Annotated in this window: 12 protein-coding genes; 10 read left to right on the forward strand and 2 right to left on the reverse strand. The window is 70.1% G+C overall.

All coding sequences use genetic code 11. The features are described 5' to 3' along the window. Positions 1-6: 6 nt before the first annotated feature. From mqo to KXD96_RS12245, 8 genes are all read left to right on the forward strand, one after another. Positions 7-1452, forward strand: a complete 1446-nt coding sequence (mqo, locus tag KXD96_RS12210) for a malate dehydrogenase (quinone) (protein WP_260745343.1) — start codon at positions 7-9, stop codon at positions 1450-1452. Further along, positions 1449-1919 (forward strand): GNAT family N-acetyltransferase, encoded by a 471-nt coding sequence (locus KXD96_RS12215; protein ID WP_260744795.1) that lies wholly within the window; start codon positions 1449-1451, stop codon positions 1917-1919. Before mqo ends, KXD96_RS12215 begins: the two co-directional genes overlap by 4 nt. Beyond that, positions 1916-3751 (forward strand): magnesium chelatase subunit D family protein, encoded by a 1836-nt coding sequence (locus KXD96_RS12220; RefSeq protein ID WP_260744796.1) that lies wholly within the window; start codon positions 1916-1918, stop codon positions 3749-3751. Before KXD96_RS12215 ends, KXD96_RS12220 begins: the two co-directional genes overlap by 4 nt. Before the next feature lie 15 nt (positions 3752-3766). Next, complete coding sequence (gene cobO, locus KXD96_RS12225) at positions 3767-4381, forward strand: cob(I)yrinic acid a,c-diamide adenosyltransferase (RefSeq protein WP_260744797.1); 615 nt, start codon at positions 3767-3769, stop codon at positions 4379-4381. Then, on the forward strand, positions 4378-5748 hold the full coding sequence (locus KXD96_RS12230) for a cobyrinate a,c-diamide synthase (RefSeq protein WP_260744798.1): 1371 nt from the start codon (positions 4378-4380) through the stop codon (positions 5746-5748). The genes cobO and KXD96_RS12230 overlap by 4 nt, the downstream gene beginning before the upstream one ends. A 186-nt stretch (positions 5749-5934) precedes the next feature. Then, positions 5935-7140 (forward strand): uroporphyrinogen-III C-methyltransferase, encoded by a 1206-nt coding sequence (gene cobA / locus KXD96_RS12235; protein WP_260744799.1) that lies wholly within the window; start codon positions 5935-5937, stop codon positions 7138-7140. Positions 7141-7173: 33 nt separating this feature from the next. Beyond that, positions 7174-8766, forward strand: coding sequence for an MFS transporter (locus KXD96_RS12240; RefSeq protein WP_260744800.1), 1593 nt, complete (start codon positions 7174-7176; stop codon positions 8764-8766). A 146-nt stretch (positions 8767-8912) separates the two neighbouring features. Next, the gene (locus KXD96_RS12245) at positions 8913-10661 is read left to right on the forward strand and encodes a proline--tRNA ligase (protein ID WP_260744801.1); all 1749 of its coding nucleotides are present in this window, start codon (positions 8913-8915) and stop codon (positions 10659-10661) included. Between the two features lie 20 nt (positions 10662-10681). Here the strand turns inward: KXD96_RS12245 and KXD96_RS12250 are convergent, their stop codons facing one another. Both KXD96_RS12250 and KXD96_RS12255 read right to left on the reverse strand, forming a co-directional pair. Then, positions 10682-11128, reverse strand: coding sequence for a ferritin-like domain-containing protein (locus KXD96_RS12250; RefSeq protein ID WP_260744802.1), 447 nt, complete (start codon positions 11126-11128; stop codon positions 10682-10684). Next, positions 11125-11694, reverse strand: coding sequence for a hypothetical protein (locus tag KXD96_RS12255; protein WP_260744803.1), 570 nt, complete (start codon positions 11692-11694; stop codon positions 11125-11127). The genes KXD96_RS12250 and KXD96_RS12255 overlap by 4 nt, the downstream gene beginning before the upstream one ends. Positions 11695-11881: 187 nt before the next feature. Between KXD96_RS12255 and rimP the strand changes: the two genes are divergently transcribed. Both rimP and nusA read left to right on the forward strand, forming a co-directional pair. Next, positions 11882-12409, forward strand: a complete 528-nt coding sequence (gene rimP, locus KXD96_RS12260) for a ribosome maturation factor RimP (protein ID WP_260744804.1) — start codon at positions 11882-11884, stop codon at positions 12407-12409. Then, complete coding sequence (gene nusA / locus KXD96_RS12265; RefSeq protein ID WP_260744805.1) at positions 12406-13461, forward strand: transcription termination factor NusA; 1056 nt, start codon at positions 12406-12408, stop codon at positions 13459-13461. Before rimP ends, nusA begins: the two co-directional genes overlap by 4 nt. Positions 13462-13496 lie beyond the last annotated feature (35 nt).

Genomic DNA, 13496 nt, shown 5'->3' on the forward strand with positions numbered 1-13496 from the left:
GGCATCATGAGCGCCACGCTGGGTGCGTTGCTGCGGCGGCTGCAGCCCGACTGGTCGATGACCATAGTGGAACGGCTGGACGCCGTCGCTGCGGAAAGCAGCAGTCCCTGGAACAACGCCGGCACCGGACACTCCGCGCTGTGCGAGCTCAACTACACCCCGCAGAACCCCGACGGCTCGATCGACATCAGCAAAGCGGTGCGCATCAACGAGCAGTTCCAGGTGACCCGGCAATTCTGGGCCTACGCCGTCGAGAACCAGATCCTGACCGACACCGGCTTCTGCAACCCGCTCCCGCATGTGAGCTTCGTGCGGGGGGCGCAGCGCGTCGAGTTCCTGCGCCGGCGGCAGCGGGCATTGGCTGCCAACCCGTTGTTCGCCGGCACCGAATTCATCGACGACCCGGGCGAGTTCGCCCGCCGGCTGCCGTTCATGGCCGCCAGGCGCGACTTCTCCGAGCCGACCGCGCTCAACTGGGCCCCCCACGGCACCGACGTCGACTTCGGCGCGCTGGCCCGCCAGCTCATCGGCTTCTGCGTGCGGGGCGGCGCGACCGCGCTGTTCGGGCACGAGGTCCGCGGCCTGACCCGGCAATCGGACGGCAGCTGGACGCTGCTGGTCCGCAATCGCCGCACCGGCGAAAAGCACCGGCTGAATACCAGATTCGTCTTCGTCGGCGCCGGCGGCGACGCGCTGCCGTTGCTGCAGAAGTCGGGCATCAAGGAGGTCAGGGGCTTCGCCGGGTTCCCCATCGGCGGCCGGTTTCTGCGCACCGACAACCCGGCGCTCACCGCCACCCACCGGGCCAAGGTGTACGGGGTTCCCGCGCCGGGAGCCCCGCCGCTCGGCGCGTTGCACCTCGACCTGCGGTTCGTCAACGGCAAGTCGTGGCTGGTGTTCGGGCCGTACGCCGGCTGGTCGCCGAAGTTCCTCAAACACGGTCGCCTCAGTGATCTGCCCCGCTCGGTCAAACCGGACAACGCGCTGTCCATGCTCGGTGTCGGCCTCAGCCAGCTGGCCTTGGTCAACTACCTGCTCGGCCAACTGCGGCTGTCCGAACCGGACCGCATCGATGCACTGCGCGAATTCGCGCCCAGCGCAGTGGATTCCGACTGGGAATTGACCGTGGCCGGGCAGCGCGTGCAAGTCATCCGGCGGGACAGGCGCAGGGGAGGGGTGCTGGACTTCAGCACCACCGTGCTGGCCGCTGCCGATGGCAGCATCGCCGGGCTGCTAGGTGGCTCGCCGGGAGCATCGACGGCGGTGGCGGCCATGCTCGAGGTGCTTGCGCGGTGTTTCGCCGACCGCTACCGCTCGTGGCTACCGGCGCTCAAAGAGATGGTGCCGTCGCTGGGGGTCGAACTGTCCCGTGAGCCGGCGTTGTACGACGAGGTGTGGTCCTGGGGCACCGAGGTGCTGGGGTTGAAGTCCGATTCGGGGGTTCGGTCATGAGTGAAGCGTTGCGGCGGGCCTGGGCGAAAGACCTTGGCGCCCGGACCCTTTACGAGATTCTCAAGCTGCGGGTGGAGGTGTTCGTGGTGGAGCAGGCCTGCCCGTACCCGGAGCTGGACGGGCGCGACCTGCTCGCCGAGACCCGGCACTTCTGGCTGGAGAGGCGCGAGGGCGAGGTGATCTGCACGTTGCGGTTGATGGAAGAGCACGCCGGCGGCCGGAAGACGTTCCGCATCGGCCGGCTGTGCACCAAGCGCGGCGCGCGCGGGCAGGGCCACACCACCCGGCTGCTGCGCGCCGCCCTGGCCGAGGTGGGCGACTACCCGTGTCGGATCGACGCGCAGACATACCTTGCCGAGATGTACGCCCAGCACGGGTTCGTCCGCGACGGCGAGGATTTCGTCGACGACGGTGTTCCGCACGTCCCGATGCTCAAGCCCGGCTCCGGTCTCACGGAGCTGCCGTGAAGCCGTATCCGTTCAGCGCGATCGTCGGCCACGACCAGTTGCGGCTGGCGCTGCTGCTGTGCGCCGTGCGTCCGGAGATCGGCGGCGCGCTCATCCGGGGGGAGAAGGGCACGGCCAAGTCGACGGCCGTGCGTGGTCTGGCGGCGTTGCTGTCCGCCGCGACCGAAAGTGACGGGCCCGGCCTCGTCGAAATGCCGCTCGGCGCAACCGAAGACCGGGTGATCGGTTCGCTGGACCTGCAACGGGTGCTGCGCGACGGCGAGCACGCGTTCTCACCGGGGCTGCTGGCCCGCGCGCACGGCGGCGTGCTCTACGTCGACGAGGTCAATCTGCTGCACGACCATCTGGTGGACGTGCTGCTCGACGCCGCGGCGATGGGCCGGGTGCACATCGAACGCGACGGCATCTCGCATTCCCATGAGGCCCGCTTCGTGCTGATCGGAACCATGAATCCGGAGGAGGGCGAACTGCGCCCGCAACTGCTGGACCGGTTCGGTCTCACCGTCGACGTGCACGCGTCGCGCGACGTCGACGTGCGGGTGGAGGTCGTCCGGCAGCGCATGGCCTACGAGGCCGACCCGGACGCGTTCGCCGAACGGTACGCCGACGCCGAAGCGGAGCTGGCCCGGCGCATCGCCGAGGCGCGGGCGCTGGTCGGCGAGGTGGTGTTGCCGGACAACGAGTTACGGCGCATCGCGGCGGTGTGCGCGACGTTCGACGTCGACGGGATGCGGGCCGACCTGGTGGTGGCCCGCACCGCAGCCGCGCACGCCGCCTGGCGCGGGGCCATGTCCGTCGAAGAGCAGGATGTCCGGGTGGCCGCCGAGCTGGCGTTGCCGCATCGGCGCCGCCGCGACCCGTTCGACGACCCGGGCATCGACCGCGACCAGCTCGACGAGGCGCTGGCGCAGGCCGGCGACGACGATCCCGACCCCGAGCCCGACCCGCCGGGCGGTGGGCAGTCCGCCGAAGATGCCGCGGGACAGCATAATTCATCCACGTCGCCGAAGCCGCAGCCGCCGCGCCCCAGCGCGCCGCCGTCGAAGACCTTCCGCGCCCGGGCGCTGACGGTGCCCGGGGTCGGTGCGGGCGCGCCCGGGCGGCGGTCGCGGGCCCGCAACGCCACCGGTAGCGTGATCGCGGCCGCCGACGGCGACGACGCGAGTTCAGGCGCGCACGGGCTGCACCTGTTCGCCACCCTGCTGTCGGCCGCCGGGCGCGCCGGGGCCGGGCCGTTGCGCCCCGGGCCGGACGACGTGCGGCGGGCGATCCGCGAGGGCCGCGAAGGCAACCTGGTCATCTTCGTCGTGGACGCGTCGGGCTCGATGGCCGCGCGCGATCGGATGGCCGCGGTAAGCGGTGCGACGATGTCCCTGCTGCGCGACGCCTATCAGCGTCGCGACAAGGTCGCCGTGATCACGTTCCGCCAGCAGGAGGCGCGGCTGTTGCTGCCACCGACGTCGTCGGCGCACATCGCCGGCCGGCGACTGGCCCGGTTCGACACCGGCGGCAAGACTCCACTGGCCGAAGGCCTGCTCGCCGCGCGTGAACTGATCGTCCGCGAGAAGGCGCGCGATCGGGCCCGGCGTTCCCTGGTGGTGGTGCTCACCGACGGCCGGGCCACCGCCGGGCCGGACCCGTTGGGCCGCAGCCGAATCGCGGCCGCCCGGTTGGTGGCCGAGGGCGCCGCCGCGGTGGTCGTGGACTGCGAAACGTCCTATGTGCGGCTGGGGCTGGCCGAGCAACTGGCCCACCACCTCGGGGCGCCGGCCGTCCGCCTCGAGCAGTTGCACGCGGACTCTTTGACGCGCGCCGTGCGCAACGCGGCCTGAGAAAGGGAACCGCCTATGCCACAAGGCCGACCACTTCAGGTGCCCGATGACGGACTGAGCACCAAGGCCCGCCGCAACACGCCGGTGCTGGCGGTACACACCGGCCCCGGCAAGGGGAAGTCGACGGCGGCGTTCGGAATGGCGTTGCGCGCGTGGAACGTCGGGCTTTCCGTCGCGGTGTTCCAGTTCGTCAAGAGCGCCAAATGGAAGGTGGGCGAGGAGACCGCCTTCGCTCAACTCGGCCAGGTGCACCAAGAGCGCAACGTCGGTGGGCCGGTCGAATGGCACAAGATGGGTGCGGGCTGGTCCTGGTCGCGCAAGGCGGGCAGCGAACTCGATCACGCGGCCGCCGCGGCCGACGGGTGGGCGGAGATTTCGCGCCGGCTGGCCGAGCAGCGCCACGACTTCTACGTGCTGGACGAGTTCACCTACCCGCTGAAATGGGGATGGGTGGATGTCGACGAGGTGGTGGAGGCGCTGCTGGCGCGGCCCGGCCACCAGCACGTCGTCATCACCGGGCGCGATGCCCCGCAGCGGTTGATCGACGCCGCCGACCTGGTCACCGAGATGATCAAGGTCAAGCACCCGATGGACGCGGGCCGCAAGGGGCAGAAGGGCATCGAGTGGTGAGTGTCCCCGCGGTCGTCATCGCCGCACCGGCGTCGGGCAGCGGAAAGACCACCGTCGCAACGGGTTTGATCGGCGCCCTGCGACGCGCGGGCCATGCCGTGGCGCCGTTCAAGGTCGGGCCGGACTTCATCGACCCCGGCTACCACGGCCTGGCCGCCGGCCGGCCCGGCCGCAACCTGGACCCGGTGCTGGTCGGCGAGGAACTCGTCGGCCCGCTGTACGCCCACGGCTCCGGCGGCGCCGACATCGCGGTGATCGAGGGCGTGATGGGGCTCTTCGACGGGCGGATCGGGCCTTCCGCGGCCGGGCTCGCGCAAGGCTCCACCGCCCAGGTGGCCGGCCTACTGGGTGCGCCCGTGATCCTGGTCGTCGACGCGCGCGGCCAGAGCCACAGCATCGCGGCTCTGCTGCACGGCTTTTCGACGTTCGACGCCGCGACGCGGGTCCGCGGCGTGATCCTCAACCGGGTCGGTTCTGTCCGGCACGAACACGTGCTGCGCCAGGCCTGCGAACAGGCCGGCGTCGCGGTGCTGGGCGCCATTCCGCGCGTCGCCGAATTAGAGGTCCCGACACGGTATTTGGGCCTGGTCACCGCGGTGGAGTATGGGCAGCGGGCGCGGCTCGCGGTCGAGGCGATGACCGACCTGGTCGCCGGTCACGTCGACCTGGCGGCCGTGGCGGCGGTCGCCGCGAGCCGGGCCGGCCCGGCCTGGGATCCGGTCACCGCGGTGGGGGAGACACCCGGCAAGGGGGCCACCGTGGCGGTGGCGGCGGGGAAGGCGTTCAGCTTCGCCTACGCCGAGCACGCCGAGCTGCTTCGGGCCGCCGGCGCCGACGTGGTCGAATTCGACCCTCTTGCCGACCCATTGCCCGGCGGCACGGACGCGGTGCTGCTGCCCGGCGGCTTCCCGGAACAGTTCACCGCGGAGCTCTCGGCCAACGACGCCGTGCGCCGGCAGATCAACGAGCTGGCCGCCGCCGGCGCGCCGATACACGCCGAATGCGCCGGCCTCATCTATCTGGCCACCGAACTCGACGGCCACCCGATGTGCGGGGTGCTGGCCGGGTCGGCGCGGTTCACCCCGGACCTGACGCTGGCCTACCGCGACGCCGTCGCGGTGGCCGACTCGCCGTTGTACTCCGCCGGCCAACGGGCGGTAGGACACGAATTCCACCGGACCACAGTCACTTTCACCGACAGCTACCAGCCCGCCTGGGTGTACCGGGGCAACGAAGCGGATACCGTGCGAGACGGCGTCGTGCACGGCGGCGTGCACGCCGCGTATCTGCATACCCATCCGGCCGCGGCGCCGGCCGCGGTCGCCCGGTTCGTCGCGCATGCCGCGACCCGCCGCGCTGACGCATAGCCACTAGGCATGATGGTGGCAGCGCCCGGCGTTACCTCCGCGCTCGCGGTCGCCACTAGGCATGATGGTGGCGACCCGCAGCGCCCGGCGTTACCTCCGCGCTCGCGGTCGCCACTAGGCATGATGGTGGCGACCCGCAGCGCCCGGCGTTACCTCCGCGCTCGCGGTCGCCACTAGGCTTGCCCGGTGACCGAGAACGCCTACCTCGCCGGACTGCGGCTGGCCGGCAAGAAGGTCGTCGTGGTCGGCGGCGGCTCGGTTGCCCAGCGCCGGCTGCCCCTGCTCATCGCCAGCGGCGCCGACGTCCACGTCATCTCCCGCAGCGCCACCCGCTCGGTCGAGGCGATGAGCGGAATCACGTTGTCCCTGCGCGAATACCGCGACGGTGACCTCGACGGGGCCTGGTACGCGATCGCGGCCACCAACGACCCCGCGGTGAACGCCGCGGTGGTCGCCGAGGCCGAACGCCGCCACCTGTTCTGCGTTCGCGCCGACATCGCCGTGGAGGGGACCGCGGTGACCCCGGCGTCCTTCAGCTACGAAGGGTTGTCGGTCGGGGTGCTGGCCGGCGGCGAGCACCGCCGGTCGGCCGCCATCCGGTCGGCCATCCGGGAGGCGCTGCAGACCGGGGTCATCACCCTCGACAGCGCGGTGAGCTCCGACGTCGTGCGCGGTGGGGTGGCGCTGGTCGGCGGCGGCCCCGGCGACCCCGAACTGATCACGGTGCGCGGGCGTCGGCTGCTGGCCCACGCCGACGTCGTGGTCGCCGACCGGCTCGCGCCGCCGGAATTGCTGGCCGAGCTGCCCCCGCACGTGGAGGTCATCGACGCGGCGAAGATCCCCTACGGGCGGGCGATGGCCCAGGACGCGATCAACGACGTCATGATCGACCGCGCCCGGTCCGGAAAGTTCGTCGTCCGCCTCAAGGGCGGCGATCCCTTCGTCTTCGCCCGCGGCTACGAGGAGGTGCTGGCGTGCGTCGACGCCGGGATACCGGTCACCGTGGTGCCGGGTGTGACAAGCGCCATAGGGGTGCCCGCCCTGGCCGGCGTTCCGGTCACACACCGCGCCGTAAATCACGAATTTGTCGTGGTCAGCGGCCATCTGGCGCCCGATCATCCCGAATCGTTAGTGAATTGGAATGCGCTGGCCGCGATGTCGGGCACCATCGTTTTGCTGATGGCCGTCGAACGCATCGGACTTTTCGCCGACGCGCTGATAAAGGGCGGGCGACCTGCGGATACGCCGGTGCTGGTGGTCCAACATGGGACGACTGCGGCGGAGCGCATTTTGCGGGCCACTCTCGCCGACACGCCGGAAAAGATCCGCACCGAGGGCATCCGACCTCCCGCGATCATCGTGATCGGGCCGGTGGCGGCTTTCGGGCTTTAAACGGTTCTTAAGATTACTGTAAGGTAACCCTTTATGACGGCTCTCAACGACTCAGAGCGCGCGGTGCGGAAATTCACGTCCGCGCGCCCCGATCGTCCGGCCCCGGTGCGCTCCGCGCGCCCGGCGGAGACCGCCTTCAATCGCATCAGCAAGTACTATCCGGCCTGGCTGCCGTCTCGTCGTTTCATCGCAGCCGTGATCGCCATCGGCGGCATGCAGTTGCTGGCGACCATGGACAGCACCGTCGCCATCGTCGCGCTTCCCAGGATCCAGAACGAGCTGAGCCTGTCCGACGCCGGCCGGAGTTGGGTGATCACCGCCTACGTGCTGACCTTCGGCGGGCTGATGCTGCTGGGTGGCCGGCTGGGCGACACCATCGGGCGCAAGCGCACCTTCATCGTCGGCGTCGCGCTGTTCACCATTTCCTCGGTCCTGTGCGCGGTGGCCTGGGACGAGGCGACCATGGTTATCGCGCGGCTCTCGCAGGGTGTGGGGTCGGCCATCGCCTCGCCGACCGGGCTGGCCCTGGTCGCGACCACCTTCCCCAAGGGGCCCGCGCGTAACTTCGCGACGGCGGTGTTCGCCGCGATGACGGCGATCGGCTCGGTGATGGGCCTGGTGGTCGGCGGGGCGCTGACCGAGGTGTCCTGGCGGCTGGCTTTCCTGGTGAACGTACCGATCGGGCTGGTGATGATCTACCTGGCCCGCACCGCGCTGCGCGAGACCAACCGGGAGCGGATGAAGCTCGACGCCACCGGGGCCATGCTGGCCACGCTGGCGTGCACCGCCGCCGTGTTCGCCTTCTCGATGGGGCCGGAGAAGGGCTGGGTCTCGCTCACCACGATCGGCTCGGGCGTGGTGGCGATGGGCGCCGCGCTCGCCTTCATCATCGTGGAGCGCACCGCCGAAAACCCGGTCGTCCCCTTCGGTCTGTTCCGCGACCGCAACCGGCTGGTCACCTTCGCCGCGATCTTTTTGGCCGGCGGCCTGATGTTCAGCCTGACCGTGTGCATCGGCCTGTACGTGCAGGACATCCTCGGCTACAGCGCGCTGCGCGCGGGCGTCGGCTTCATCCCGTTCGTCATCGCGATGGGGATCGGCCTGGGCGTCTCCTCGCAACTGGTGTCCCGGTTTTCGCCGCGGGTCTTGACCATCGGCGGCGGCGTCCTGCTGTTCTGGGCGATGCTCTACGGCTGGGGGTTCATGCACCGCGGCGTGCCCTACTTCCCGAACCTGGTGCTGCCCATCATCGTCGGCGGCATCGGCATCGGGATCTGCGTCGTCCCGCTGACGCTGTCGGCCATCGCCGGGGTCGGTTTCGATCAGATCGGTCCGGTGTCGGCGATCGCGCTGATGCTGCAGAGCCTCGGCGGGCCGCTGGTGCTGGCCGTCATCCAGGCCGTGATCACCTCGCGCACGCTGTACCTGGGCGGCACCACCGGCCCGGTGAAGATCATGAACGACCTCCAATTGCACGCGCTCGACCAGGGCTACACTTATGGCCTGCTGTGGGTGGCCGGAGTGGCCGTCATTGTCGGCGGTGCGGCGCTGTTGATCGGCTACACGCCGGCGCAGGTGGCCCACGCGCAAGAGGTCAAGGAAGCGATCGACGCCGGCGAGCTGTAACTCGCCGGTTTTTAATGCGCACGCCGTAGCGGGCCGAGGACCAAGTGGTGCTCGCCGGATTTGATAGCGCCGGCGATATCAAATTCTTGAAGCCTCGTATGGTCCCTAATCCCCGGGGCTTGTTCCCACCGCTAGGCTGGCCCGCTGTGATCACCCGGATGTCCGAGCTCTTCTTGCGCACCTTGCGCGATGATCCCGCTGACGCCGAAGTGCCCAGCCACAAACTCCTGATCCGGGCCGGCTACATCCGGCCCATCGCGCCCGGGCTGTACAGCTGGCTGCCGCTGGGTTTGCGGGTGCTGCGCAAGATCGAAGGCATCGTCCGCGAGGAGATGAACGCGATCGGCGGGCAGGAGATTCTGTTTCCCGCCCTGCTGCCCCGCGCGCCGTACGAGACGACGAACCGGTGGACCGAATACGGCGACGGCGTGTTCCGGCTCAAGGACCGCCGCGGGAACGACTACCTGCTGGGGCCGACGCACGAAGAGCTGTTCACGCTGACCGTCAAGGGCGAATACAGCTCCTACAAAGACTTTCCGGTGCTGCTCTACCAGATCCAGAACAAGTATCGCGACGAGGCGCGGCCGCGGGCCGGGATCTTGCGGGTGCGCGAGTTCCTGATGAAGGACTCCTACTCCTTCGACATCGACGACGCCGGGCTCAAGGCCGCCTATCACGCGCATCGGGAGGCCTACCAGCGCATCTTCAATCGGCTCCAGGTGCGCTACGTGATCGTGTCCGCGGTCTCCGGAGCGATGGGCGGCAGCGCTTCCGAGGAGTTCCTGGCCGAAAGCCCGGTCGGTGAAGACACCTTCGTGCGTTGCCTGGAATCCGGGTATGCGGCGAACGTCGAGGCCGTCGTCACCGCCCGACCGGAGGCCAGGCCCATCGAGGGGCTGCCCGAGGCGGTGGTCCACGACACCGGCGACACCCCGACCATTGCCACGCTGGTCGACTGGGCCAACACGGCCGACCTCGGCCGCAGCGTCACCGCGGCGGACACGTTGAAGAACGTGTTGCTCAAGGTGCGCCAACCCGGCGGGGAGTGGGAGCTGCTGGGCATCGGGCTGCCGGGCGACCGGGAGGTCGACGACAAGAGGCTGGGCGCCGCGCTCGAGCCCGCGGAATACGCGTTGCTCGACGACGCCGACTTCGCCGAGTATCCGTTTCTGGTGAAGGGCTACATCGGGCCGAAAGCGCTGCGGGACAATGGCGTTCGCTATCTGGTCGATCCGCGGGTGGTGGACGGAACCAGCTGGATCACCGGGGCGGACGAACCCGGCCGGCACGTCGTCGGCCTGGTGGCGGGCCGGGATTTCACCGCCGACGGCACCATCGAGGCGGCCGAGGTGCGCGACGGCGATCCGTCTCCCGACGGCGCCGGGCCGCTGGTGTCGGCGCGGGGCATCGAGGTCGCCCACATCTTCCAGCTCGGCCGCAAGTACACCGACGCCTTCACCGCCGACGTGCTGGGTGAGGACGGCAAACCGGTGCGGCTGACCATGGGGTCCTACGGCCTCGGGGTGTCGCGGATGGTGGCGGTGATCGCCGAACAGCACCATGACGAGCTGGGCCTGCGCTGGCCGGTGGCGGTCGCGCCGTTCGACGTCCACCTGGTGATAGCCAACAAGGACGCGGACGCCCGCACCGGGGCCAACGCACTGGCGGCCGACCTGGACCGGTTGGGCGTCGAGGTGCTGCTCGACGACCGTCAGGCGTCGCCGGGGGTGAAGTTCAAGGACGCCGAATTACTCGGCGTGCCATGGATTTTGGTGGTGGGGCGCGGCTGGGGCAACGGCGTGGTCGAGTTGCGCGACCGCTTCAGCGGACAGACGCGCGAGCTGCCCACCGGGCCGTCATTGGCCACCGACGTCGCGGCCGCGCTGGCCGGATAGCGACGAAAGACCATGCGGCGCTAGTCGTTTCCGCCCGGAAAACTCGTCGTGATGGGCCAGGCGCCCAGCACGCGGTTCCATCGGGCGGCCATCACGGCGCTCTGCGTCAGCGCCGTCGAAGCGAAGGCGCGGTCGTCGGCGGTCTCGGCGTGCTCGATCACCACGCGCCAGGCCGACGCGCCGTCGTTTTCCATCCGCGCGGCCAGGCGCGCGGCGTCCGCCGCGCTGCCCACCAGCATCGGCAACTGGTAGCCGGGGGCGGCGACCGGCGCGTTGACCTTGCGGGCGGTCAGCATCGCGATCACGTCGTCGCGGCGTTGCCGGTGCTGGGTCAGGGCCTCCACCACCAGCCCGTTCACGCTGGGCGGCGACAGCGCCGAGACCATGCCGTAGCCGTAGATCGTCGAGTGTTCGACCGCCAGCGCATCGCACAGCGCCGCGTTGTCGGCGTCCTTGCCGGTGCTCATATCGACGGGCCCCCGGGCACCAGGGCGACGGTGTACGACGCCGTGCAGGACGCGATGATCGAAGCGAGCAACCCCGCCCGGTAGCCCGATTCACCCGCCACCAGCCGGCTGGCGCTGTCGGCCGAGGCGCGCAACGCGTTGATCACGTCGGACACCGGCGGTGGGGGCGGCGGCGGCCCCGCCGGTTCGGCCGCGCTCGGGCTGGCGCTCGTCGTTTCGCTTGTCGACGAACTGGTGATCTTGCCGGCGGCCCGCGAGATCTCCGTGGACAGGGCGCGGGCGTGCGCGGCGCGTTGGCTAGCGACCACCGTCAGCGCGGCGGCGATCTGCGGCGGGTTGCCGACGGCCGTCGCGGCGGCACCGGCCAGCGCGCTGTCCTTGCGGGCTTGGTCCAACGGCCCCAGCAGCTCTTCGACGGGCGGGGGCTTGGGCGGGGACTCGCCGCAGGCGGAGGCGACCACCCCGAGCGCAGCCAGAGCCGCGCCGCCGGCGAGCACACCCCGCCGGTTGATGGCGGGAACTGCGCTAGGCACAAACACATCCTGCCATCGGTCACATCCTGCCATCGGTGCGGAGGTGGGTCCGAAGCCAGGACGCGATCCGGCCGTCAGACGCGATTCCTGGCGTATCGTTGATAGCTGGCTCTCGCGGAACGGCAGCCTTTGCGTTCCGCCGGGACACTGGAGCCGCCCGCAAACCAGCGGGCGGCGACACCCTCCAGCTGACCGGACAACTCAAGATGAGGAGCTCGCCGTGACCACCGGGCTACCTTCGCAGACGCAGGTGATCGAGCTACTCGGTGATGAGTTCGCGCGCGCGGGATACGAGATCGAAGACGTGGTCATCGACGCCCGGACGCGCCCGCCCCGGATCATGGTGGTCGCCGACGGCGACAAAGCCCTCGACCTGGACACCATAGCGACCCTGTCGCGTTCGGCGTCGACTTTGCTGGACGGCCTCGACGACATCGAGGATCGCTACGTGCTTGAGGTCAGTTCGCCGGGCGTGGACCGCCCGCTGACCAGTGAAAAGCACTTCCGTCGCGCCCGTGGCCGCAAGGTCGACGTCGTCTTGTCGGATGGTTCGCGGCTGACCGGTCGCGTCGGCGAGACGCGTGGTCACGCCGTCGCGCTGGTGGTCCGGGAAGGCCGCGACTTGCGGGTGCGCGAGATCCCGCTCGCCGATATCGCCAAAGCCGTTGTCCAGGTGGAGTTTTCACCGCCGGCCCAAGCGGAGTTGGAGCTGGCGGGCCAGGCCGACAGGACGGAGGCCGGAGCATGAACATCGACATGGCCGCGCTGCATGCCATCGAGGTCGATCGGGGCATCTCGGTCAACGAGCTGCTCGAGACGATCAAGTCGGCGCTGCTCACCGCCTATCGGCACACCGAGGGCCACCAGAACGACGCGCGCATCGAGATCGACCGCAAGACCGGTGTCGTGCGCGTCATCGCCCGCGAGACGGACGAAGACGGCAACGTGATCAGCGAATGGGACGACACCCCCGAGGGTTTCGGCCGCATCGCCGCGACCACCGCGCGTCAGGTCATGCTGCAGCGGTTCCGGGACGCGGAGAACGAGCGCACCTACGGCGAGTTCTCCACCCGCGAGGGCGAGATCGTCGCCGGCGTCATTCAGCGGGACAGCCGCGCCAACGCCCGCGGTCTGGTCGTGGTCCGGATGGGCAGCGAGACCAAGGCCTCCGAGGGCGTGATCCCGGCGGCCGAACAGGTCCCCGGCGAAAGCTACGAACACGGCAACCGGCTGCGTTGCTACGTGATCGGCGTCACCCGCGGCTCCAGGGAGCCGATGATCACCCTGTCCCGGACGCACCCCAACCTGGTGCGCAAGCTGTTCTCCCTGGAAGTTCCCGAGATCGCCGACGGCTCGGTCGAAATCGTGGCGGTGGCCCGTGAGGCCGGCCATCGCTCCAAGATCGCCGTGAAATCCAACGTCCCCGGCCTGAACGCGAAAGGGGCCTGCATCGGCCCGATGGGCCAGCGGGTCCGCAACGTGATGAGCGAGCTCTCCGGGGAAAAGATCGACATCATCGACTACGACGAGGACCCGTCGCGCTTCGTCGCCAACGCGTTATCGCCGGCCAAGGTGGTCTCCGTGTCGATCATCGACCAGGCCGCCCGGGCCGCCCGCGTGGTGGTGCCCGATTTCCAGCTGTCCCTGGCCATCGGCAAGGAGGGCCAGAACGCGCGGTTGGCCGCCCGGCTCACCGGGTGGCGCATCGACATCCGCGGCGATACGCCGGGTGGGCCCGAGGCGCATTCGGAGGCCCACCCCGAACGCGGCGCCGCCCATCCGATGGCGCACGACCGCTAGCGCAGCGACCGGGCCCCGCGGCGCCGTCGCGGGGG

It is taken from the genome of Mycobacterium sp. SMC-2, assembly GCF_025263485.1.
In the GTDB taxonomy this organism is placed as follows: Bacteria; Actinomycetota; Actinomycetes; order Mycobacteriales; family Mycobacteriaceae; genus Mycobacterium.